General features: G+C 65.7%; 20 protein-coding genes. 8 read left to right on the top strand and 12 right to left on the bottom strand.

Annotated features, from left to right (window positions below):
• The first annotated feature begins 177 nt into the window (after positions 1-177).
• From W930_RS0100120 to W930_RS25365, 5 genes are all read left to right on the top strand, one after another.
• Positions 178-819 carry a paraquat-inducible protein A gene (locus W930_RS0100120; protein WP_024788798.1) on the top strand — a complete coding sequence of 214 codons (642 nt, stop codon included), beginning with the start codon at positions 178-180 and terminating at the stop codon, positions 817-819.
• Positions 816-1,460, top strand: coding sequence for a paraquat-inducible protein A (locus W930_RS0100115; RefSeq protein ID WP_023873599.1), 645 nt, complete (start codon positions 816-818; stop codon positions 1,458-1,460). The genes W930_RS0100120 and W930_RS0100115 overlap by 4 nt, the downstream gene beginning before the upstream one ends.
• Entirely contained in the window at positions 1,453-3,114 is a 1,662-nt protein-coding gene (locus tag W930_RS0100110) for an intermembrane transport protein PqiB (protein ID WP_023596897.1), read from the top strand. The genes W930_RS0100115 and W930_RS0100110 overlap by 8 nt, the downstream gene beginning before the upstream one ends.
• Complete coding sequence (locus W930_RS0100105) at positions 3,111-3,839, top strand: membrane integrity-associated transporter subunit PqiC (RefSeq protein ID WP_023873598.1); 729 nt, start codon at positions 3,111-3,113, stop codon at positions 3,837-3,839. Before W930_RS0100110 ends, W930_RS0100105 begins: the two co-directional genes overlap by 4 nt.
• A gap of 389 nt (positions 3,840-4,228) precedes the next feature.
• A complete protein-coding gene (locus W930_RS25365) occupies positions 4,229-6,010 on the top strand; it encodes a hybrid sensor histidine kinase/response regulator (RefSeq protein ID WP_023873597.1) in 1,782 nt (593 codons plus the stop codon).
• Positions 6,011-6,014: 4 nt separating this feature from the next.
• Here W930_RS25365 and W930_RS0100095 read toward each other — a convergent pair whose 3' ends face one another.
• Positions 6,015-6,704, bottom strand: coding sequence for a response regulator transcription factor (locus tag W930_RS0100095; RefSeq protein ID WP_023596900.1), 690 nt, complete (start codon positions 6,702-6,704; stop codon positions 6,015-6,017).
• Positions 6,705-7,047: 343 nt separating this feature from the next.
• Here W930_RS0100095 and W930_RS0100090 point away from each other — a divergent pair, with 343 nt between their 5' ends.
• Positions 7,048-8,304 (top strand): ABC transporter substrate-binding protein, encoded by a 1,257-nt coding sequence (locus tag W930_RS0100090; protein ID WP_048806571.1) that lies wholly within the window; start codon positions 7,048-7,050, stop codon positions 8,302-8,304.
• Positions 8,305-8,395: 91 nt separating this feature from the next.
• Here W930_RS0100090 and W930_RS0100085 read toward each other — a convergent pair whose 3' ends face one another.
• From W930_RS0100085 to W930_RS29975, 5 genes are all read right to left on the bottom strand, one after another.
• Positions 8,396-8,980, bottom strand: coding sequence for a hypothetical protein (locus W930_RS0100085; RefSeq protein WP_023596902.1), 585 nt, complete (start codon positions 8,978-8,980; stop codon positions 8,396-8,398).
• A gap of 173 nt (positions 8,981-9,153) precedes the next feature.
• Positions 9,154-11,022 carry a glycoside hydrolase family 15 protein gene (locus tag W930_RS25360; RefSeq protein WP_023596903.1) on the bottom strand — a complete coding sequence of 623 codons (1,869 nt, stop codon included), beginning with the start codon at positions 11,020-11,022 and terminating at the stop codon, positions 9,154-9,156.
• A gap of 310 nt (positions 11,023-11,332) precedes the next feature.
• Positions 11,333-12,589 carry a CaiB/BaiF CoA-transferase family protein gene (locus W930_RS0100075; RefSeq protein ID WP_023873595.1) on the bottom strand — a complete coding sequence of 419 codons (1,257 nt, stop codon included), beginning with the start codon at positions 12,587-12,589 and terminating at the stop codon, positions 11,333-11,335.
• A 1-nt stretch (position 12,590) separates the two neighbouring features.
• Positions 12,591-13,370 (bottom strand): enoyl-CoA hydratase-related protein, encoded by a 780-nt coding sequence (locus W930_RS0100070; RefSeq protein WP_023873593.1) that lies wholly within the window; start codon positions 13,368-13,370, stop codon positions 12,591-12,593.
• Positions 13,367-13,570: a hypothetical protein gene (locus W930_RS29975; RefSeq protein WP_145929440.1), complete on the bottom strand. Its 204-nt coding sequence runs from the start codon at positions 13,568-13,570 to the stop codon at positions 13,367-13,369. Before W930_RS29975 ends, W930_RS0100070 begins: the two co-directional genes overlap by 4 nt.
• A gap of 2 nt (positions 13,571-13,572) precedes the next feature.
• Here W930_RS29975 and W930_RS0100065 point away from each other — a divergent pair, with 2 nt between their 5' ends.
• Positions 13,573-14,247, top strand: a complete 675-nt coding sequence (locus W930_RS0100065; protein ID WP_023596906.1) for a GntR family transcriptional regulator — start codon at positions 13,573-13,575, stop codon at positions 14,245-14,247.
• 21 nt (positions 14,248-14,268) lie between these two features.
• Here the strand turns inward: W930_RS0100065 and W930_RS0100060 are convergent, their stop codons facing one another.
• Positions 14,269-14,886 carry a GntR family transcriptional regulator gene (locus W930_RS0100060; protein ID WP_223272125.1) on the bottom strand — a complete coding sequence of 206 codons (618 nt, stop codon included), beginning with the start codon at positions 14,884-14,886 and terminating at the stop codon, positions 14,269-14,271.
• A 396-nt stretch (positions 14,887-15,282) separates the two neighbouring features.
• Between W930_RS0100060 and W930_RS0100055 the strand changes: the two genes are divergently transcribed.
• Positions 15,283-16,044, top strand: coding sequence for a 2-keto-4-pentenoate hydratase (locus tag W930_RS0100055; RefSeq protein WP_028730717.1), 762 nt, complete (start codon positions 15,283-15,285; stop codon positions 16,042-16,044).
• Positions 16,045-16,105: 61 nt separating this feature from the next.
• Here the strand turns inward: W930_RS0100055 and W930_RS25355 are convergent, their stop codons facing one another.
• The 5 genes from W930_RS25355 to W930_RS29380 form a co-directional block, all read right to left on the bottom strand.
• Entirely contained in the window at positions 16,106-17,305 is a 1,200-nt protein-coding gene (locus tag W930_RS25355) for an MFS transporter (RefSeq protein ID WP_024788796.1), read from the bottom strand.
• A gap of 256 nt (positions 17,306-17,561) precedes the next feature.
• Positions 17,562-18,824 carry an ankyrin repeat domain-containing protein gene (locus W930_RS0100045; protein ID WP_023596910.1) on the bottom strand — a complete coding sequence of 421 codons (1,263 nt, stop codon included), beginning with the start codon at positions 18,822-18,824 and terminating at the stop codon, positions 17,562-17,564.
• Positions 18,825-19,451: 627 nt separating this feature from the next.
• Positions 19,452-20,402, bottom strand: coding sequence for a LysR family transcriptional regulator (locus tag W930_RS0100040; protein ID WP_023596911.1), 951 nt, complete (start codon positions 20,400-20,402; stop codon positions 19,452-19,454).
• Positions 20,403-20,516: 114 nt separating this feature from the next.
• Complete coding sequence (locus tag W930_RS0100035) at positions 20,517-21,959, bottom strand: NAD(P)(+) transhydrogenase (Re/Si-specific) subunit beta (protein WP_023596912.1); 1,443 nt, start codon at positions 21,957-21,959, stop codon at positions 20,517-20,519.
• 1 nt (position 21,960) lies between these two features.
• On the bottom strand, positions 21,961-22,107 hold a 147-nt coding region (locus W930_RS29380), incomplete at its 5' end, for a proton-translocating transhydrogenase family protein (RefSeq protein ID WP_036655622.1).

Genomic DNA, 22,107 nt, shown 5'->3' with positions numbered 1-22,107 from the left:
TTTGCGGGAGTGCGTTGAGTATAGAGCAAAGTGCCTACGTTTTCCGCGACTTAGCACAAACCATGCCTCATGTTGCGCCACACCCGGATTATTGGGAACTTCCTTGACATTTTGGTATTCTGAGCGTCACTTTGGTCACCGTCCCCGGTAATGGACACATTGCCCCCAGAAGATGATGTGACGGACCTGATCGCCTGTCCGAACTGCGACACGCTGCACCGCCGCACGGACTTGCCGCCGCGCGAGACGGCGCGATGCGTGCGCTGTCACTCGGTGCTTTACCGCGCCCCCGACCTGCGCCTCTCGCGGGTGCTCGCGCTCACCCTGACCTGCCTGATCGTGTTCGCCATCGCGAACGCCTTCCCGATCGTCGAAATCGAGGTGCAGGGCATCTACACCGAAACCACGCTCGTGGGCGCCGCCTGGGCCCTGTATCGCGAAGGCATGTGGCTGGTCGCGCTGCTGGTCTTCGCCACGACCGTGCTCTTCCCGCTCTCGCAACTGGTTGCCCTGGTGCACCTGATCGCGCCGCTGTCGGTCGGCCGTCGGCCGTACGCGGTGTTCCATGTGATGCGCGCCATCGAATTCTGCCGGCCGTGGGGCATGATCGAGGTCTTCATGCTTGGCGTGCTCGTCTCGCTGGTCAAACTCTCGGCCATGGCGAGCGTGCTGCCGGGCATTGCGCTGTGGGCATTCGGCGCGCTCACCGTGTTGCTCGCCATGGTGCTGTCGTACGATCTGCGCAATCTGTGGCTGGTCATCGACCACACGCCGGACCCGAATGCGCCCGGTGCCGCCCCGTCGCGGGTGCCGCGATGAAATATCTCTCGGCCAAGGCCGCCGGACTTGTCGCCTGCACCGTTTGCGGGCGACTCTCCCGCGAGGTGAAGACCATGGAGAAGGAACGGTGCCCGCGCTGCGGCGCCGTGCTGCACCAACGGAAAGTGGACAGCCTTGCGCGCACGTGGGCCTTGCTCATCGCGGCGGCGATCCTGTACATTCCCGCCAACGTACTGCCCATGATGCAGACGCGCTCGCTGCTCGGAAATTCGAGCGACACGATCATGAGCGGTGTCATCTATTTCTGGACCAGCGGCGAGTACGATCTGGCCATCGTCGTGTTCACGGCGAGCATTCTCGTACCGATGCTCAAGCTCATTGCCCTGTCGCTGCTGTGCTTCACCGCGCAGCGCGGCGCGCGCTGGAAACCGCATCAACGCACCAGGCTGTATCACATGATCGAGTTCATCGGCCGCTGGTCGATGCTCGATGTCTTCGTCGTCGCGCTGATGGTGGCGCTCGTCAACATTCAGTCGCTGGCCGTCATCCAGGCCGGCCCGGGCATCGTGGCGTTCGGCTCCGTGGTCGTGCTCACGATGTTGGCCTCCATGCAGTTCGATCCCCGGCTGATCTGGGATCAGATTCGCGACGACGATACCGAACAGGACGACCATGACTGAACCGAACGACCCGCAAGCCCCGAAGGCGCCGCCGCCCGAGGCAAGCGAGCTGCCGACACCGACCATCGAGCCGCGCAAGCGCTGGGCGCCGTCGCTCGTCTGGCTGATTCCGCTGGTAGCCGCCGTGATCGGGCTCTCGCTCGTGGCCAAGGCGCTCATCGAGCGCGGGCCGACCGTCGTCATCGACTTCAAGACCGCCGAGGGCCTGGAGGCGGGCAAGACCAAGGTCAAGTACAAGGAAGTCGACATCGGCACGGTCAAGAACATCGAACTCTCCGACGATCTCTCGCACGTGCGTGTGACGGTGGATCTGACCAAGAACGCCAAGCGCTTCGCCGTCAAGGACTCGCGCTGGTGGGTGGTGCGCCCGCGCGTGGCCGGCGGCAGCGTCTCCGGTCTGTCGACATTGCTCTCGGGCGCCTACATCGGTGCCGATGCCGGCAAGTCCAGGGAATCGGTCTCCCATTTCACCGGCCTGGAGGTGCCGCCGGTGGTCTCCAGCGGGCAGCCCGGCAAGCCGTTCGTGCTGCACGCGAGCGACGTTGGCTCGCTCGACATTGGGTCACCGATCTATTACCGCCGCATTCAGGTCGGTCAGGTCGAAGCCTATTCGCTCGACCCGGACGGCAAGGGCGTGACGCTGCGCATTTTCGTGCAGGCGCCGTATGACCAGTACGTCGGTTCGAACACCCGCTTCTGGCATGCGAGCGGTATCGACCTGCGGCTCGACTCGAGCGGCTTCCAGGTCAACACACAATCGCTGGCGTCGGTGGTCATCGGCGGCATCGCCTTCCAGGCGCCCAACGATGCGGGCGCGGGCGTGATGGCGAAGGCGGGTCAGGAATTCCGGCTCGCGCCCGACGAGGCCACGGCCATGAAGGCCCCGGACACGCATCCGGTCACGGTGGTGTTCCGCTTCCAGCAGTCGCTGCGCGGCCTCGTCGTGGGCGCGCCGGTGGACTTCCGTGGCATTACGCTCGGCGAAGTCACGTCGATCGGGGTCGAATTCGACGCGGCCACCAAGCAGATCAACATGCCGGTCACCGTGATGGTATACCCGGACCGTCTGCGCCGCCGCGACCCGAAGAACAACCTTCCGCCCAACGAACTCGCCAGCCGCCAGATCCTCAACGCGCTGGTCTCGCGGGGCCTGCGCGGGCAATTGCGCACAGGCAACCTGCTCACCGGTCAGTTGTACGTGGCGCTCGACTTTTTCCCGAATGCAAAGCCGGCCAAGGCCGAAGAAGTCGACAACGTGCTCGTCATGCCGACAGTGCCCAACACGCTCGACCAGTTGCAGCTCCAGATCGCCGACATCGCCAGCAAGCTCGACAAGATTCCGTTCGACAGCATCGGCCAGAATCTCGACGCGTCGCTGCGCAAGCTCGACAAGACGCTCGAGAGCGCGCAAGGGCTGTTCCGTCAGCTCGACAATGAAATCGCGCCCGAGGCGAAGGCCACCCTGGGCGAGGCGAAGAAGAGCTTCGGCGCCGCCGAGCGCACGCTTTCCGAAGACTCGCCGGTTCAGCAGGACGTGCGTCAGGCCATGCAGGAACTGACCAGGACGCTGCGCTCGCTCAACACGCTCGCCGATTACTTGCAGCAGCATCCCGAGGCATTGCTGCGCGGCAAACCGAAGGATCCGCAACCATGACCAGGCCGAACGAGATGATTCGCAGCCCGCGCCAACGCGCCGCCCGACGGCCGGCAGGCCTTCGCGCCCTCGCCGTGCTCGCCTCGACGCTTGCCGCCGCGCTCGCCGGCTGCGCGTCGCCCACGCCCACGTTCTACACGCTCAGCGATGCGCCCGGCCTCCCCGGCACGCCCACGGCTTCCGGCACTTCCGGCACTTCCGGCACTTCCGGCGCCCGGACGATCGGCGCCGAGGCGCCGGCCGCGCCATACGCTGTTGAAGTCTCGCCCGTTGCCGTGCCGGAGCAGGTCGACCGGCCGCAGATCGTCATCACGCGTGGCGGCGGTCGCGTGGATATTCTGGAGGCGTCGCGCTGGTCGGCACCGCTCAAGACCGAACTCACCTCGACGATCTCGCGAGACCTGACGCAGCGCCTTGGCGCGATGGATGTTTACGGGCTGCCGCGCGCCGACGGTCTGACCGTATACCGTGTGTCGACTTCGGTGCAGCGGTTCGAGTCCGTCCCTGGCGAGCAGGCTGCACTCACGGCCGTGTGGAGTGTTCGCCGCGCGCCGGGCGACCTCGTGCTCACGTGCCGTTTCGCGGGCACCGAGCCCGCCAGCGGCGGCGTGGCGGAGGTGGTTGCGGCCCAGCGCAAGCTCGTCGACCGGCTGGCCGAAGGGATTAGCCGCGCCATCGCGACCAGTGCCCAGGGGGCGGGATCCACACCTCGCTGCCAGGACTGAACGGCGGCGCAGGTGACGGCACAGGTCGCGGTAAAGGCAACTGTGGGCAACGGTAGGCAACGGTGCGGCCGTCCGGGGACCTGGCGAAATCCGGGTGCCAGCACCGGACACCCGCATTGGACTAAAGTCCCATGCGCCGCGGAAATTTCCGTGGGAGACTCGAGACTTATCCGAAGCCGCAACTTCCCGACGCGCAACGGCCCATTGAAGCCCGCTCCGTGACATCACACGCTCCTGACGCTCCGTCGAGACGCTCGCCGTCCTCGAACCCTCACACTGCCCCGCCCCCGGCCCATGCGCCGAGGCCGCCGTCCCAGACTGGCAAAGCCCCTTTCGATGCCCACGCGACGGACGTCTATGTCGCGCGTCTGGCTGCGCTCCATGCGAATTTGCCGGTCTCGCTGGCCGGTTCATTCCTGACGGTATGGTTGATCGTGGCCGTGCTGCACGAGGTATTTCCCTTACGGGATCTGTTGCTCTGGGCCGGAGCGCAGGCGGTGCTCACCCTGTGGCGCGCATCGGCCCTCGTCATGTATCCCGGCGTACGCCGCCGCCGAAAGGAGCGTGCGAGCCGCGCCGACACCGGCGGCGTCGACATCGCTGCAGTCCGACGGTGGGACTGGCGGGTGCGCGTCGGCTCGCTCGCCGCGGGTCTGCTCTGGGGCGTTCCGCTCGCCGTCTGGCTCTGGCAGGCGCCCGCCGCCCAGCAAACGTTCCTCATCGTCGGGCTCCTCACGCTGGGCACCGGCGCGATCTACGCGTACTGTATTCATCCACCGGTGTTGCTGGCGTTCGAAGTGCCCTACTACGCGCCCAGTTTCGTCGCATTGGCCGCCCTTGGCGGCACCATTCCGACCACGCTCGCGGTTGCGGGATCGGTTTATCTGGCGGTCACCTTCGCATTTGCCTACCGGATGTACCTCACGCAAATCGACTCGCTTTCGATGCGCTTCGAGAACGACGACCTGATGGCGCGGCTCGCCGTGGAGCGCGACGCCGCCGAGCGCAGCAATCTGGCCAAATCTCGCTTTCTTGCCGCCGCCAGCCACGATCTGCGGCAACCGGTGCATGCCCTGAGCCTTTATGTCGGCGTGCTGCGCGAGCAGCAACTCAACGCGCGCAGCCGCCAACTGGTCGACCACATCGGTCGCGCGACCCTCGCAATGGGACAACTCTTCGACGGGCTGCTCAACATCTCACGGCTGGATGCCGGCGTGATCCAGCCCAAACCCCGAGCCCTGAGACTTGCGCCGATCATCGATCAACTCCAGTTGGAATATGCACCGCAAGCGGCAGCGAAAGGGTTGATCCTGCGCGTTCACGCGGCCCGCAATAGCGAGGCGGTCGCCGTGCGTTCCGATCCGGTGTTGCTCGAACGCGTACTGCGCAACCTGCTCGACAACGCCATTCGCCATACGATGCGAGACGGCGTGCTCATCGGCTGGCGTCGACGCGGGCCTCACATCCTCATCGAAGTCTGGGACACCGGCGTCGGCATCTCCGACACCGATCTCGACAAGATATTTCTGGAGTTTCATCAGGTCGGAAACCCGGAACGCGATCGATCGAAGGGATTGGGCCTCGGGTTGGCCATCGTACGGCGCACCGCGGATTTGCTCGACCACCCGCTGACCGTGCGTTCCGTGCCGGAGCGCGGCAGTGTCTTCAGATTGCGCGTGCCGATTGCCGACGCTCAGGCGGTGCGTCCCGCACACGAGGCACCATCAGGCGGGCTCTCGTCACATGACAGATCGGGGCAAATCGACGGCCCCCTCATTTGCGTGATCGAGGACGACGCGGAAAACCTTCACGGGCTCTGTCTGCTGCTCGACACTTGGGGTTATCGCACGGTCAGGGGCGCCAGCGGCGAGGAGATCGTGCTCGCCGCCGTGGCGGCACGAGCGAGGCCGGCCCTGATCGTCAGCGACTTCCGCTTGCGCGACCACGAAACGGGCATCGACGCGATCGATCGTCTGCACGAAGAGTTCGGCGACGACTCCATTCCGGCGATTCTGATGAGTGGGGACACCGATCCGCAGCGCCTCGTGGAAGCGTCGGCACGCGCATGGCCATTGCTGCACAAGCCGGTGGACGCTCAACTGCTGCGCCGCACAATCGAACAGACGCTTGGCGCGCAGTCCAGCCCTCAGGATATCGTGCGCGACGCCTGAAACCTCAGGAGGGCTTGCCGAGAAGCCCACCGCGCCGTGCAAGCGTGGCCGCTTGCGTGCGATTGAGCGCTCCCAGTCCGGCCAGCACGGCAGACACGTGCGCCTTGACTGTTTTTTCCGTCATGCCAAGCCGCGCAGCAATTTCACCGTTTCGCAAGCCGTCGCAGACCAGCAATAAAACCTCGCGCTGGCGCGGCGTGAGTCCGGAAAGCCGCTCGGCGATCGAGCGATCGTCGGAAAATTCCGTGCCGTCTCCAGGCGTGCGGGGACCGGCGAGCGCATCGTTCTCGACGTCGCAGTCCCCCAGTCCCGCCGGGAAATACCGCTCGCCGCGAAGCACCGCGCGCAAGGCACCGATCAACGTGTGGCTGTCGGCGGACTTGTGCACGAAACCGTGCGCGCCCGCGATCAGCGCAGAGCGCACATCCTGACGGTCTTCCGACGCGGAAATCACCAGCAGGCGCAGGTCGGGACGTGTGGCGCGCAACCGGGCAAGCAACGCGGCTCCGGCCAGATCGGGGAGGTAATAGTCCGACATGACGGCACGCACGTCGGGGCGACCGGCGAGCGCCGCTACCGCCGACTCGCCGTCGGAGAAAGCCTCGAAATCGAGTTCCGATGTCCCCGCACGCAACGCCAGCAGGAGACCCTCGCGGAACATCGCATGGTCGTCGATCAGGAAAACGGTCGGCATCTGGGGGGAAGCGCGAAATCGCGCTTGTAAATATCCGGCGTCGACAATACGCGGAATTATGTCGCATTCCTGAATTAAAGTCCGGGATTTCCAAAATTCCACCTCGACCGTTCTCACCGGATGAAAATGCCGTCCCACGGGATCGCGTCCGTCCCCGGGCATACCTCGATTCCGGCAAACGCGAAAGGTCAGGAAAACCCGATGCCCCACTTCGCGCATTACGGATTGCGCAATCGATTACGTGATGTTTAAGATGTTCGAGACCCGGCGGCTCACGCCTCCAGCACGATAACGAGAGACGACGGCCGGCGGATCGCGATAACTCGAACATTGGAGACAAGCCATGTCCAGCTTCACCGGCCACCTGCGCCGCACGATCACCGTGGCGGCCTGCGCCACGGTTCTCTCTGCCGTCTCGGCGACGGCTTCACATGCCGCGCCGGGCGGCAACGTTTCCGACGGCGTCGTGAAAATCGGCGTGCTCACGGATCTGTCGGGCGTGTCGAGCGACAACGCCGGCAAAGGCAGCGTGGTGGCCGCGTCGATGGCGATCGACGACTTTTCGCGCGAGCACAAGGTGCTTGGCGCCCCGATCGAGCTGGTGTCCGCCGATTCGCAAGGCAAGACCGACACGGGCGCGACCATCGCGCGCGAGTGGTACGACCGGGGCAAGGTGGACATGATCACCGACCTCACCTTCTCCAACGTGGCGCTGGCGGTGGACCGGATTGCCGACGAGAAGAAGAAGATCGCCCTCGTGACGGGCGCCGGCTCGTCTGCCATCAGCAACGAGCAGTGCACGGCGCACAGTGTGCAATGGATGTACGACACGTATGCGCTGGCGAACTCGACGTCGCAGGCGCTGCTGCGGCGCGGACTCAAGTCGTGGTACTTCATCACTGCCGACTACGCGTTCGGCCATGCGCTCGAGAAGGATGCGAGTGAAATTCTCGCTCGCCAGGGCGGCAAGGTCGTCGGCTCGGTGAAGCATCCGGTGAACTCGCCCGACCTGTCGTCGTATCTGCTGCGCGCGCAGACGTCCGGCGCCCAGGTGATCGCGCTGGCGAACTCGGGCACGGACACGCTCAACACCGTCAAGCAGGCGTCCCAGTTCAACATGATCCAGGGCGGCAAGCAGGTCTTCACCCCGCTGCTCTCGCTCATTACGGAAGTCCACGGCATGGGGCTGAAGAATGCCCAGGGCATGATTCTCACCAACGGCTTCTACTGGGATCAGGACGATCGCTCGCGTGCGTTCGCCCAGCGCTTCTACGCGCAGCACAAGAAAATGCCGACGATGATGCAGGCTGCCGTGTACTCGGCCGTGCTGAACTACCTGAAGGCCGTTCAGGCGGCGGGCACCGATGATGCGGACGCCGTGATGGCCAAGCTCAAGTCGATGAAGATCGACGACCCGGTGATTCGCAACGGTCAGATTCGCGCCGACGGCAAACTGGTCCACGACATGCTGCTGGTACAGGTCAAGACGCCTGCCGAATCGAAGTCGGAGTGGGATCTGTACAAGATTCTGGAGACCATCCCGGCCGACAAGGCATTCGCGCCGCTGGCCGAATCGAAGTGCGCGCTGGTGAAGAAGTAAGCCATGCGCTCGCGACTCGGGATCGGTCGCACCCACCGCGCGTGCGCCGCCATTAGCGGCGCACGCGCGCCGACGGCCGCTTGCGAAGCGCTCAGGCCGTCGTATTGACCTTGCTGCCTCGCGTCTGCAGCGGATTCATCAGCGCGAGAATCTGCGCCTGAATCGACATGGCCTGTGACGAGAGGCTGGCCGTCATCTGGAGCTTTTCATCGGGCGGCATGCGGTCATTGTTGCGCACCGCGTCTAGCTGCGCCATCACCTTGGCGAGCATCGCCTTGAGCTTCTTGATGGTCTGCGCCACGACGGGATCCGCGCCACTGGCGTCGCCGACATCGCTTACCGCCTTGCCCATCTGGCGCGCACCGTCGCGTGCGCCACGCACCATCTCGACCATATTGGCGTCGATCCGGCGCGAATCGGTGTTGTTATTGTTCTCGCCACCGCTATCGGCACCATCGCCACGGCCGTCGCGCGTGTCGCGGCCGCCCGCGGCAGCGCTGCCCGTCGCCGACGCTCCGGTAGCACTGCCGGCATTGGCCGAATCGGATTGCCCGCCGGGGTTCGACGTGCTGACCGCCGCCTGCGCCTTGTCGACCTGCTGTTGCTGAATGTGGGCTTGCCATACGTCGAGCAGGCCGGAAGTCGCACTGCCCTTGATCGGAATGATGGTCGCCATACAGAGGGGAGAGAGCTCCGTGAAAGGGTCGGTAAGTTTTGGTAAGGATTCGAAAGGTATTACGGCATCCTTATCGAATTCCTTTAACCCCACCCAGCACTCCTTGCCGCTCTCCGTACTCGAGCGCAGAGCGCGTGGACCTCAGACCTGCCCCGCCCGCCGCCGGAACACGATCAGGCGCGGATCGCCCGATATCCGACGTGCTCGAAGCGTTCTTCATCGACCGGTGCGACGCCGTCTTCGCCGTCCGTCCGATCGTCGCTGGCCAGTGCGTCGAGACGGATCGCCGCGTGGACGAGCGCAATGTGCGAGAACGCCTGCGGGAAGTTGCCAACCTGACGCTGATGATGCGTGTCGTACTCCTCGGCAAGCAACCCAACGTCGTTGCGCAGCGCGAGCAAGCGCTCGAACAGGGCGCGGGCGTCGCGCTGACGGCCCAGCATCACCAGGCAATCGACCATCCAGAAACTGCACGCGAGGAAGGCGCCCTCGCCGGCCGGCAGGCCATCGTCGACACGGCTCGTTCGATAGCGCTGCACCAACCCACCCTCCATCAGCTCTCGCTCGACCGCCTCGACCGTGCCGACGACCCGCGGGTCGTCCGCCGGCAAAAAGCCGACGAGCGGAATCATGAGCACGCTCGCGTCCATTTCGGACGAACCATACGCCTGCATGAACGCGTTGCGCTCCCTGTCGAAGCCGTGAGCACACACATCGGCATGGATTTCCTTGCACAACTGCTTCCACCGATCGACCGGCCCCGGCAATCCGAAGCGCTCGGCCGACTTGATGGCGCGATCGAATGCCACCCACGCCATCACTTTGGAATACGTAAAGTGTTGTCGACCGCCGCGTACTTCCCATATCCCCTCGTCGGGCTCGCGCCATACGGTCTCAAGGTGCGCCACCAGCTTGGTCTGCACCTCCCAGGTCGCCTCGTCGCGCGGCAATCCACCCAGGCGAGCCTGATGCAGGGCGTCCATCACTTCACCATACACATCGAGCTGCAGCTGGCCGACCGCGCCGTTGCCCACGCGCACGGGCTTCGCCCCCTCGTAGCCGGGCAGCCAGTCGACCACCCATTCGGGCAGGCGCCGCTCGCCGGCCAGTCCATACATGATCTGCACTTGCGAGGGCGCGCCGGCCACCGCGCGCACCAGCCATTGGCTCCAGTCGGTGGCTTCGGTGTAGTAGCCACCGAGCATCAGCGCCTGAAGCGTGAGCGTGGCGTCCCTGAGCCAGCAGTAGCGATAGTCCCAGTTGCGCTCTCCCCCGAGTTGCTCGGGCAGCGACGTCGTCGGCGCGGCCACCACGCCGCCGGTCGGCACGAACGTGAGCGCCTTGAGCACGATCAGCGAGCGGCGAATCGCCTCGGCCCAGCGACCGTCGAGCTGACAGCGATTCGCCCAGGTTCGCCAGTAGCGCTCGGTGTCCGTTAGCGCGGCCAGGGGATCGATCTCGCGCGGATCGGCGTGATGCGAGGGCACGCGCGAGAGCACGAACGGTACCGTTTCGCCCGCGTTCACGTCGAAGCGCGCGCGCAGCCGGCCGGGCACGTCCTCGATCGGCACCGGGGTGCGCAGCACCACTTTGTCGGGGCCCGCGATCAGGCGCATGCCGGGGCCCGTGGGATCGTCGTCGTCGAGCGGACGCGACCATGGCACCGACGCGCCGTAATCGAATCGCAGGATCAACTCCATCGACATCGACACGGTGCCATGAATGCCCTTGACGAGCCGAACGAGATCCGCGGCGCCATCGCGCAGCGGCATGAAGTCGATCACAGCCACGCAGCCCTCTACCGTCTCGAAGCGCGTCTCGAGAATCAACGTGTCGTCGTGGTATCGCCGCGTGCAGGTCGCATGCGGATCGTCGGGGGAGAGCTTCCAGCGGCCGTGCTCGGCGCCGCCGAGCAGGGCCGCGAAACAGGCGGGGGAATCGAAATACGGCCAGCAGAGCCAGTCGATGGAGCCGTCGCGCGCCACGAGCGCAGCGCTGCGGCAATCGCCAATCATTGCGTAATCTTCAATACGTGCCGGCATGCTCACCTCGCGAACAGGAGAGGATCGTGGCCCCCGTCGGCGACTGGGGGCGCGCGAGCGCATGGAGCCCTATGGTACGCGCGTCGCTCGCGCTCGGCCATCGGGCTCTCCCGGGAAGCCTCGGTAATGAGCGGGGTTCGCGAAAGATGCTGCCTGGGGTCATGCCTTCCCTCCTTGCGACGACGTCGTCGGATCAGGTTTGTCGGTGGCCAATCCTGCGCCCGTTCAAAAACCGACCCGCCGACGGAAGGGAAGTTCGCTATCGCGAATCAAGACGCGGAAAATCCGCATGCATGGCGCGACGAATACGTCACGCACTCGTCGATGTGCCCTCCTCCAGCGCGTGCACCGCTCCCTGCATCATCAGCTCGCGGATTTGCCCGGCGTCGAATCCGTACTCGGCCAGCACCTCACGGGTGTGTTCACCAAGGCGCGGTGCGGGTCCGCCGGTGCATTTCGGGGTCTCGGAGAAGCGGATCGGCAGGCCGATGCTGCGTGTCGTGCCGTCCAGCGGGTGCACCGTTTCCACCACCATGTCGCGCGCCACGATCTGAGGATGGGAGACGGCTTCGGAGATCGACAGCACCGGTCCGACCGGCAGGCCAACGGCGTCCAGGCGCTCGACCCAGTGCCGCGTGGTATCGCGCACGAGGTACGCGGTAAGCCGTTCGACGAGTTCGGCGCGATGCGCGGTGCGCCCGGCGTTGGTCGCGAAACGCGGGTCGTCCGCGATCTCGGGCGCGTCGAGCACCTGCAGCAAGCGCTCGTAGTTCGCCTGGTTCGCCGCGCCGATGTTGACCCAGCCGTCCTTCGTGCGAAACGCCTGGTAAGGCGTGCTCGTCGGATTGGCCGAGCCGAGCTTGGGCGGATTCTCGCCGCTCGCGAAGAAGTTGGCCGCCGCCCAGTACATCTGCTGGAAACCGGCTTCGAGCAGCGACGTGTCGACGATCTGCCCTTGGCCCGTGCGCAGCCGATGGGCGTAGGCTGCGGAAATGCCGAGCGCCGCCAGAATGCCCGCGTTGATGTCGGCAATCGGCGAGCCCGCCTTGATGGGCGCCTGCCCGGGCTCCCCGGTCACGCTCATCAGCCCTGAGAGTCCCTGCGCGATGAGGTCGAAGCCGCCCTTGTCGGCGCACGGACCGGTGCGCCCGTAGCCGGAGATGGCGCAATAGATGAGCGCGGGGTTCGCCTCGCGCAGCGTCTCGTAGCCCAGGCCGAGCTTCTCCATCGTGCCCTTGCGATAGTTCTCCGTCACCACGTCTGCGCTCGCGAGCATCTTGCGCAGCACCGCCTGGCCGCCCGTCGTCTTGAGATTGAGCGCAATGCCGCGCTTGTTTCGGTTGAGCATCATGAAAGATGCCGACTCGCCATGCGAGAGAATCGGCGCGAAGCGGCGCGCATCGTCGCCGTCCATTTTCTCGACCTTGATGACGTCCGCGCCCATGTCGGCCAGCATCATCCCGCACACCGGTCCCGACATGATGTGCGACAGCTCGATGACCTTGACGCCCTGCAGCGGCCCGCTTACCCGTCCCGTCGATTTCGTCGATGTCGTCGATTCGCGCATGTCATCGCCCCTCGAAAACCGGGGCCGTCTTCGCAAGGAAGGCGCGATAGCCCGTGCGGAAATCGGCCGTGCCGAAGCATGCGAAGCCCTCGTCGATCTGCGCCGGCGTGAGCGGCTCGCCGCTCGTGAGCTCGCGCACGAAACGCTTGTGCCAGCGCGCGACCAACGGCGCCCCGTCGGCAATGCGCTGCGCGCTGGCGAGGGCTTCGCGCGTCACATCGGCGTCGGGCACCACACGCGTGACGAGACCGATGCGCGCCGCCTCCTGCGCGTCGAAGATGCGTCCTTCGAGCAGAATCTCGAGCGCCCGCGCCGGCCCCAGCAGACGCACGAGCCCCGAAAGTTCGGCATGCGCCATGACCAGCCCCAGCTTGTTGATGGGCGCGCCGAACCGGCTCGACTCGCCGCAGATGCGCACGTCGCAGGCCGAGGCGATTTCCATGCCGCCGCCCACGCAGATGCCATGAATCATCGCTACCAGCGGCACCGGGCAATGTGTGAGCGCGTCAAGGGTGCGGTGCATCAGGGCGCCGTAGGCGCGCGCCTGCTCCACGTTGGCGCGATCCGTCTCGAACTCCGCGATGTCGTTGCCGGGGGCGAACGACTGCTGTCCCGCACCGCGCAGCACGATGCAGCGCACGTCCGGTGTTTCGGACAACGTCAGAATCGTGTCTCCGAGCGCCTGCCACATCGGCTTGGTCAGGGCGTTGAGCTTCTCGGGACGATTGAGCGTGACGACCACGATGGCGCCCAGCCGCTCGGTCAGAACGGTCGATGTCACATTGCCTCCTTGCGTTGCCGGCCGTTGGCCGTCAGAGATTTTTGGTATACCAATTTTTTGTAAACGATAGAATCTCCAGCGGCTGATTGGCAAGAAGGAATCGATGAATTAAGGGTTAACGTGGGAAATTCAGCGCTCCCCCGTTGACGTTGTGTCGCGTCTTCATCAAAATTGGCATTCCATTTTTTGACGAGCTTCACGCATGAGCACATCCGCTTCGCTCAACGCCACCGCGTACGAGGCCCTGAAGGCGCGCATCGTGCGCGGCGAGTTGCGCCCCGGCGCCCCGCTCTCGGAGCGCGCGCTGTGCGACGCGCTGGCCGTATCGCGCACGCCGCTGCGCGAGGCGCTCAAGCGGCTGGCGAACGAAGGGCTCGTGGAGATATCGGAAACACGCCGCGCCCGGGTGGCGCGCGTGAGTGTGGACGAGGTGGTGAATCTGCTTGCGGTCATGGCCGTGCTCGAAGGCCTGTCGGGCGAGCAGGCGTGCGAGAAGGCGACGGACGCCGACCTCGACGAACTGGCGCGGTTACAGTCGGCCATGGAGTCGGCCTACGCGCGCACCGACCACGCGGCGTATTTTTCACTGAACCAGCAGATTCACCTGAGCATTCTGCGCATGGCGGACAACGCGCCGCTCGCCGAATATTTCCACAATCTCAATGCACGGCTTCGGCACGTGCGCGAGCGCCTGACGCCAACGCCGGAGCGCTGGCGTCAGGCCGTGGACGAACATGCGGAAATGCTCGCGTTGCTGCGTCGGCGCGACGGCAAGCGATTGCGGACCTTGATGGAAGCGCACTTGCGCAGCAAGACCGACGCGTACGTTGCGGCGATGCTCAACGAGGGATTGGTGAGTATGCGTCGGCCCGCCTGATACCCGGCAAGCGCGCGCCGATCAGGCGGCGGCGCGCCTGTTGGCGAGCACGGTGGCGCACTTGGCCTTGAGGTGCGCGCGCAGCAGACGCCCGAGCGCCGCCCCGTCGCGCCGATGCAGCGCGTCGAGCATGGCGACGTGCTCGTCGATGGCCCGCTCCCATTTTCCGGCGTGCAGGTTCGAACCGAACCGCAGCGCCTGCAGGCGGCCATTCACCGACTGATACATCTGGGTGAGCGACGGATTCCGCGCGGCGGCATTGATGCGATCGTGAATGCGTTGGTTGCAGTCGAAATAGCCGGACAGATCGCCATTGGCGTGGCAGGCATCCATCGCGCCATGCAATTCCTGTATCTCGTCGACTTCGGCCTGTGTGATGCGCTCGCAGGCCAGTTCGCCCGCGAGCGCTTCGAGCCCACTGAGCAACTCAAAGGCGTCGGCGATGTCCGACGACGAGAGCATGACGACACGCGCGCCGCGATTGGGCAGCAACTCGATGAGCCGCTCCACGGCCAGCATCTTGAGTGCCTCGCGCAACGGCGTGCGCGAGACGCCAAGATGTTCGCAGAGCGCGCGTTCGTTCAGGTGGGCGCCGGGCGGCAGCATGCCCTCGGTAATCATTCTGCGAAGACGATCCATCACAGCCAGATGCAACGCGCGTCGGCTAATGGGTTGCGACGCGTCGTCCGGCGGGTGGACGGCGGGATCTCGTAGGGCGTTCAGGGTCACGGAGTGCATAGGCTCGGCCAGGTCGTTCGCTTGAAGGGAAGGTCATCGACTGCACGCACTGCACTTTCGCGGGCCACGGCGCTCACGACCGCTGCCATGCCGCACGAAATATTACGAAATATTACGAAGTCTGATTCTCGCAGATCAGCGCCACTTTGACTATGTTAGGTGGTGTTTTCACTGAGTACGCAACAGTTCGCTGCAGTGCGCAATATCGCCGCGATCTTGTATAGGATGTGGGGCAATGTGCTGCCGACGCACGGCCGTTTCGGCCTCACGCAACCCCAAATTCCGGAGACACCGCCCATGTTCGATACTTCCCCCGCCGTCGAATCGCTCGCACAGTTGCTGGCCGACACGCGCCGCGGCGACACGCCCATTGCAACGGCGCCGGCCGCATGGCTGCCGGTCGACACCAATGCGGCCTACGCGGTGCAATTGCGCACGCTGGATCTGCTCGGCGAGACGATTGCCGCGTGGAAAGTCGGCGCGAAATCGCCGATGGACGTGCACAATTGCGCGCCGATTCCCGCGTCGGTGGTCAGCGAGGCTGGCGGCGCGCTGGCGCTCGGCAACTTTTTTCGCCCCGGGCTGGAACTGGAGATCGCGTTTCGACTGGCGCGCGACATCAAGCCGGGGCGCTATGACGAACGCGACGCGCTGCTCTTTGTTGGTGAAACGCTGACCACCATTGAGATCACCGACAGCCGCTTCGCCCAGACCGGACTGGACAGTCGCTTCGCGCTTGCCGATCTGCAGAACAATGGCGCGCTGGTCGTTGGCAGCGGTCGCGACTACACGGGCTCGCTCGAATACATGAAGCCGAAGCTGTCGTTCACGCTCGACGGCGCCGCGATCACGCCAATGCGCGCGGGACACAACACCGGCGGCGATCCGCGCGAATTGTTCACGTGGCTCGTGAACCACAATGGCAAGCGCGGCATCACCATGCGCGCCGGCGCGATCGTGACTTGCGGCTCCTACGTCGGGATGATTCCGGCGAGCGGCCCCGGTCTGCTGCGCGGCACCATCGACGGGATCGGCGAGGTCTCAGTCACCCTGACGTAACTTACATAACCCTGGCGCGCCTCGGCGCCAGGCATGCTCGGAAGTCTGACGCGACCGGGCTTCAATGCCCGGCGCGAGCGTCGACGCCCGCCAGCATCGTCGGGGCAAGCAGCGCGATCGGCACGATGCAGAGCAGACCGGCACCCAACGCGAACGGCAGACTGACGCCGTGCGCCATTGCCCCGATCACGACCGGTCCCACGAGCAATCCGAGATAGGCCAGGCGTGCCATGACGGCGATCGCCTCGGCACTCGCCATGCCGCCCGCGCGCGCCGCTTCGCCCGATGCCGCGAACATGACCGGCATGACGTTGGAGAGTCCGAGCCCCGCGAGCGCGAAGCCGGCAACGGCTGCCGCCGGAACTCGCCAGAGCAGCGCCATCAGCACTCCGCCCACGCAAACCAGACTGCTCACGCGCAACAGGCGCGCCCCACCCATGCGGGCGCGCACGGGGTCGCCCCCGAAGCGGCCACCGGCCATGCCGAGTGAGAACGCGGCGTAGCCGGCGCCGATCCAGGCGCCCTGCGCCGACACCACCTCGCGCATGTACACGGCGGTCCAGTCGTACATGGCGCCCTCGACCACGAGGCCGAGAAACGCGAGAATGCCGAAGCCCGTGAGCCTTCGGTGCAACTTGCGACGCGCCGCCTCGTCGAGCACGGGCAGCGGCGTGCGCGCCACGGGCGTATCACCCGACTTGCCCGACTTGCCTGCGTCGACCGGCGCCTCGCCAGGCAGCATGTCCGGTTGGAGATAGCGTGCGCCGACCACCATCACGAGAGCGCACGCCAATGCGGCAAGACCGACGTGCCACTGCGGCGAGCCCTGATGCGCGAGCCACGCGCCGCCGACCATCGCGCCGGACATGCCGCCGAGGCTGAAGCAGCCATGCAACGACGCCATGATCGGTTTGCGGTAACGCGCTTCGAGCGTCGCGGCCTGTGCGTTGACGGCCACGTCGTACGTGGCGTTCGCCGCGCCGTAGAGCGCGAGCCAGCCCACGAGGCCCCAGTAGTTCGGCATCGACAGAATGAATGCGCTCGTGAGCGCGAGCGCGATGCCCGATTGCAGACTCGCCCGGCGGCTGCCCGCGCGCCCGACCCAGCGCGCCATGCGCGACATGGTCAGGAGCGCGCCGCCGGCGACCGCGAACATCGCCACCGACAGGTTCGCATCGTTCAGGTCGAACATGGCCTTCACCGTGGGGACGTGCACGCCCCATGTCGCATACAGGAAACCGCTGCAAAACAGCAAGGCCATCGTCGCCGCGCGCGCAGGCCAAAAGCCCCCGCGTGGCTTCGTCGTGTCAGAAGTCATGGGAATCGCAAGAAGAACCGGAAAGACGCGGCAGAGAACACTGCGTTGTCGTGAGAGAAGAACCGTGAGGCAGCCCCGGCGCGATGCGGAACTCGTTGAGGCGAATTCTAACGCACTCTGCGTGACATTGCCGTGCACTGCCACATGAATGGAAACGCGTGGGGAGAACGCCGGCCGCCGCGTCGCGACGGCCGATGGATTACCAGGCGGACAGCTTGCGCAACAATTCGCCGAGCGACCAGATGGCGTCATCCGGACGATCCGCCGCATGACTCGCCGCGAACGCCATGACTTCGGGTACACCACAGCCATGCGGCGTATCGAAGCGCACGCCCAGATCGCACAGCTTGACGACCAGCGCCTCGAACGCCGGCCAATGCGCGCGCCCGCCGCCGTCGCGCGCCGCCATGACCGAGAGCACCAACGCTCGCCCGACGCTCAGCCCATCGCGACCGCACAGTCGCGGGTCGGCGCCAAGGCTCAACAACATGCGCACCACCGCGGCCGTATCGTCGCGCAACCTGGGGTCGGTGCGGCCCGCGATACGCACGATTGTCGACGGATTACCGCCATGCAGCGTCGCCGCGCCCGCTTTCGCATACAGGATGGGCGGATACCCGCGCGCGTCCCGCGCGTTGACATCCACGCCATGGCAGGCCAGCAACCCGAGCGTGGAAATATCCCCGTGGATGGCCGCGTAATGCAACGCACGCGCCTCCGGCAAGACAGGCACCGCGTCGCCAGCCACCGCGCAAGCATGGGGCGACGGCACATTGGGATCGAACCCCAGCGACAACATGATGTCGACGGCCGCCGCCGGCATGCCGTGGCGCATCGCGAACAGCAGAACGGGCTCGCCGGTAAATGTCGTCATCAGCCGTTGCGCCTGCGGATTGCGCGGCAGCAGATCGAGCAAAGCCCGCCCCAGGAAAGGGTTGCGAGGCTCGCCGGACACGGGATCGAGCCGCAACGCCCGTGCCGCCAGCATGACCGCCCCGCGCCAGATCGGCTCGTCGAAGGGCCATTGGCGGTAGCCCGCCAGTTGCAATACGCGAAGCGCACGGCAAGCGTCGCGCGCCCCGACGTCGTCGACCGAGGTTGCCGCCTGCGCCCACCACGTCGCGAGCGGAGACGGCGATGCACCGAACTCGACGAGCGCTTCCATGATCGCGTCCTCGGGCGCTTCCTGGAGCAGGTCGCACAGATCATGCGCGGCTTCCTCCGACAGCCCGGCGTCTCGCAGCAGGTCGATGCCGATCCGGTCGGCCGGCAGCAGGATTACCTCCCGCAAGGCCAGTTGCTCGTGCTCGCCGACCAACGCCCGCCCGGCCGGGTCGCGGGCCAGCAGCGGTTCGAGAAACGCCGCAATCTTGCCCGCGGGCATTACGGCCGCCGAACGCAGTGCGGCGCGCTGCGTGCTCGACGGCGGCAACGCCGCGAATTGCCAGCGCAGGTGCGCCACGTCCGATTGCCAGAGCTGGCAACAGGCCTCGCGGTCGAATGCCGGCGCGCATGCCTGCGCAGGGTACGTCCGCGTATCGTCTTGATGTGACGCCGCATCGGCGATGGGGGCGAGGCCCGGGGGTGTGGGAGAAGAAGGCGGTGCGGCAGGCGCGGAAGATCCGGATGACGCTGATGGCGCGCAAGGCGGCAGGGAAGGAAACATCGAACACTCCTGATCGGGGAACGAAGCCCCGGGTCACGGCACAACCTGCCGTACCCGGTGCCGGAAGGGGGCCCTGAGGCATCCTAGGCATCGGCGCGGCAGCGCATCTTGGCAATGCGACGTTGCGCTGTGGGGAGTGGTCGCCGGCCCGCGATGTCGTGACCGTCGGGACAGGCGTCGAGGGGCGGGAACGCACGGCGGCGAAGACTTATCCACCGTTTTTGTTCACAAAGCTGTGGACAACGAACTGCGCAGTGCCGCCAACCGCTTGATCGGAAAGGTAATTTCGCTCAAAGGCATCAGGCGCGGGCACACGCGGGCAGATTACCCTGCCCGCGCCCCCGCTTATCCACAGATTTTGTGTTCAAGTCTGTGGACAAGTACTTGAGGAATCGATGCAAGTGCTTGATTCGAATCGCGGATTCATTCGGTCGAGGTGGTCTGGGCAGCCACCTCGCGCGCCGCCGTCATCGCAAATCCCTTGTTGCGCTCGCGCACGACACGGTGGATCAGTTCCCAAACGGTGTGCGCCACCGGCGAGAGCGAGCGGTTCTTGCGCCGCACGAGCACGATGTTGCGCTCGAACGCCGGCAGCAGCGGGCGCACGGCCAGCGTCGAGTTCTCGGGCAACGGCAATGCCAGCGGCGGCAGGACGCTCACGCCGAGGCCCTCCTGCACCATGCGGAAAATGGTGCTGACGTGACCGAGCTCCTGCGTGATGTTGCCCTGGACCTTTTGCGTCGTGAGCGCGCGGTCGATCAGCGGCCGGCTGCCCGAGCTCTGATTGAGCAGCACGAGGTTTTCGCCAGACAGTTCCGACCAGTGCACCGCGCCCTGCTCCGCGAGCGGATGATCGCTTCGGCACACCAGGCAGAACGGCTCGCTCATCAGGTGTTCGGTCGTGAGATCGTCAGCCCCCTGCGGGGCGACCACGATGCCGAAGTCGACGTCGCCGGCCCGCACGCTGTCGAGCACCGCCCGCTGCATCTGGTCCACGAGCGCGAGCGCAATGTCGGGATACGTCGCCTGCGATGCCAGCAGCACACGCGGCAGGAGCGTGGCGGAAATCGTCGGTGCCGCGCCAATGCGCACGCGGCCCGTGGTGCGCGCTTCGGCGCCATGCGTTTGCAGCAACGCGATTTCGAGCTCGTCGAGCACGCGATCGAGGCTGCTCGCGAGGGTGATGCCGGCGTCGGTCAACGCGACTTCGCGCGTCGTGCGATCGACCAGACGCAGGCCAAGCTGACCTTCGAGTTCGTTGATACAGCGACTGATGGCCGGTTGTGTCAGACCGATCTCGGCGCCTGCGCGGCTGAAGTTCTTGCTGCGCGCCACGACCATGAAGACCTTGAGTTGTCTCAGCGATACGTTCATGTGCTAGTGCCCTGCGAGGAAGTGAGCCAACGAGCCATCGGAATGACTCCGGCGCGCCGCACAGCGCGGCGCGCCCCTTACGCGTCAAACGTTGCCTGCCGCGGCTTCAGGCGATCAGGCGGCCGCCTTGACCATCTCCTCGACGACCTTCTTCGCGTCGCCGAATACCATCATGGTCTTGTCGAGATAGAACAGGTCATTGTCCAGACCGGCGTAGCCGGCAGCCATCGAGCGCTTGTTCACGATGATCGTCTTGGCCTTGTAGGCCTCGAGAATCGGCATGCCCGCGATCGGGGACTGCGGATCGTTCTTCGCGGCAGGGTTCACCACGTCGTTCGCTCCGAGCACCAGCACTACGTCGGTCTGGCCGAACTCGCCGTTGATCTCGTCCATCTCGAGCACCTGGTCGTACGGCACCTCGGCCTCTGCCAGCAGCACGTTCATGTGCCCCGGCATGCGGCCCGCGACCGGGTGAATCGCGTAGCGCACGCTCACGCCCTTCTCCACCAGCTTGTCGGTCAGCTCCTTGAGAGCGTGCTGGGCCCGTGCCACGGCGAGGCCGTATCCCGGCACGATCACCAGCGATTCGGCGTTGCTCATGAGGAACGCGGCGTCGTCGGGCGAGCCCGACTTGACCGGGCGTTGCTGCTGCTCGCCACCCGCGGCGCCGGCGCCGGCCTGCGCACCGAAGCCGCCCAGGATCACGTTGAAGAACGAGCGATTCATCGCGCGGCACATGATGTACGAGAGAATCGCGCCCGAGGACCCCACCAGCGATCCCGCGATGATGAGCATCGGGTTGTTCAGCGAGAAGCCGATCCCCGCGGCCGCCCAGCCCGAGTACGAGTTCAGCATCGACACGACCACCGGCATGTCCGCGCCGCCGATCGGGATGATGATGAGCACGCCGAGCACGAAGGCGATGGCCGTCATGATGACGAACGGCGTCCAGCTCTGCGAGGCGAAGAAGGCGATGCCGAAGCCGAGCATCGCGATGGCCAGCGCCAGGTTCACCATGTGCTGGCCCTTGAATACCACCGGCGCACCCTGGAACAGTCGGAACTTGTACTTGCCCGAGAGCTTGCCGAAGGCGATGACCGAGCCCGAGAACGTGATCGCGCCCACGAACGTGCCGATGAACAGCTCGATGCGGTTGCCCGGCGGCAGCAGCGTCTCGCCGGCCGGCACGATGCCGAACGCGGCCGGTTCCGCCACGGCGGCCACCGCGATGCACACGGCCGCCAGACCGATCAGCGAGTGCATTGCCGCGACCAGCTCCGGCATCTTCGTCATCTCGACCTTGCGGGCGACGAATGCGCCGATGCCGCCACCGACGACCAGCCCCGCCAGAATCAGGCCGAGGCCCGAGAAATTGCCGTTCGAGAGCTTACGCAACTCGAAGATCAGCGCCACGGTGGTCAGCGCGGCGATCGTCATGCCGATCATGCCGAAGGCATTGCCCCGGCGCGCCATCTTTGGATTCGACAGGCCCTTGAGCGCCTGAATGAAACAGATCGACGCGACCAGGTACAACAGCGTCACAAGATTCATGCTCATGTCAGTGCGCTCCCTTTGCCGCGGCTTCGTCGTTGGCCGCCGTCTTCGCCGGGGCCTTGTCTTTTTTCTTGAACATCTCCAGCATGCGCTGCGTGACGAGGAAGCCCCCGAACACGTTCACCGCGGCAAGCGCCACGGCGACCACGCC

Source organism: Pandoraea sp. E26, from assembly GCF_000681415.1.
GTDB lineage: Bacteria > Pseudomonadota > Gammaproteobacteria > Burkholderiales > Burkholderiaceae > Pandoraea > Pandoraea pnomenusa.
Note: the sequence above shows the minus strand (reverse complement) of the source record. Positions and strands in the feature narration are given on the sequence as shown.

Excerpts from the sequence above, each read along its gene's own strand:
- W930_RS0100055 (WP_028730717.1), top strand. The coding sequence starts at position 15,283 with ATGTTCGATACTTCCCCCGCCGTCGAATCGCTCGCACAGTTGCTGGCC.
- W930_RS0100040 (WP_023596911.1), bottom strand. The coding sequence starts at position 20,402 with ATGAACGTATCGCTGAGACAACTCAAGGTCTTCATGGTCGTGGCGCGC.
- W930_RS0100060 (WP_223272125.1), bottom strand. The coding sequence starts at position 14,886 with ATGGATCGTCTTCGCAGAATGATTACCGAGGGCATGCTGCCGCCCGGC.
- W930_RS0100105 (WP_023873598.1), top strand. The coding sequence starts at position 3,111 with ATGACCAGGCCGAACGAGATGATTCGCAGCCCGCGCCAACGCGCCGCC.
- W930_RS0100035 (WP_023596912.1), bottom strand. The coding sequence starts at position 21,959 with ATGAGCATGAATCTTGTGACGCTGTTGTACCTGGTCGCGTCGATCTGT.
- W930_RS25355 (WP_024788796.1), bottom strand. The coding sequence starts at position 17,305 with ATGGCCTTGCTGTTTTGCAGCGGTTTCCTGTATGCGACATGGGGCGTG.
- W930_RS0100085 (WP_023596902.1), bottom strand. The coding sequence starts at position 8,980 with ATGGCGACCATCATTCCGATCAAGGGCAGTGCGACTTCCGGCCTGCTC.
- W930_RS0100090 (WP_048806571.1), top strand. The coding sequence starts at position 7,048 with ATGTCCAGCTTCACCGGCCACCTGCGCCGCACGATCACCGTGGCGGCC.
- W930_RS25360 (WP_023596903.1), bottom strand. The coding sequence starts at position 11,022 with ATGCCGGCACGTATTGAAGATTACGCAATGATTGGCGATTGCCGCAGC.
- W930_RS0100065 (WP_023596906.1), top strand. The coding sequence starts at position 13,573 with ATGAGCACATCCGCTTCGCTCAACGCCACCGCGTACGAGGCCCTGAAG.
- W930_RS0100115 (WP_023873599.1), top strand. The coding sequence starts at position 816 with ATGAAATATCTCTCGGCCAAGGCCGCCGGACTTGTCGCCTGCACCGTT.
- W930_RS0100095 (WP_023596900.1), bottom strand. The coding sequence starts at position 6,704 with ATGCCGACCGTTTTCCTGATCGACGACCATGCGATGTTCCGCGAGGGT.
- W930_RS0100110 (WP_023596897.1), top strand. The coding sequence starts at position 1,453 with ATGACTGAACCGAACGACCCGCAAGCCCCGAAGGCGCCGCCGCCCGAG.
- W930_RS0100075 (WP_023873595.1), bottom strand. The coding sequence starts at position 12,589 with ATGCGCGAATCGACGACATCGACGAAATCGACGGGACGGGTAAGCGGG.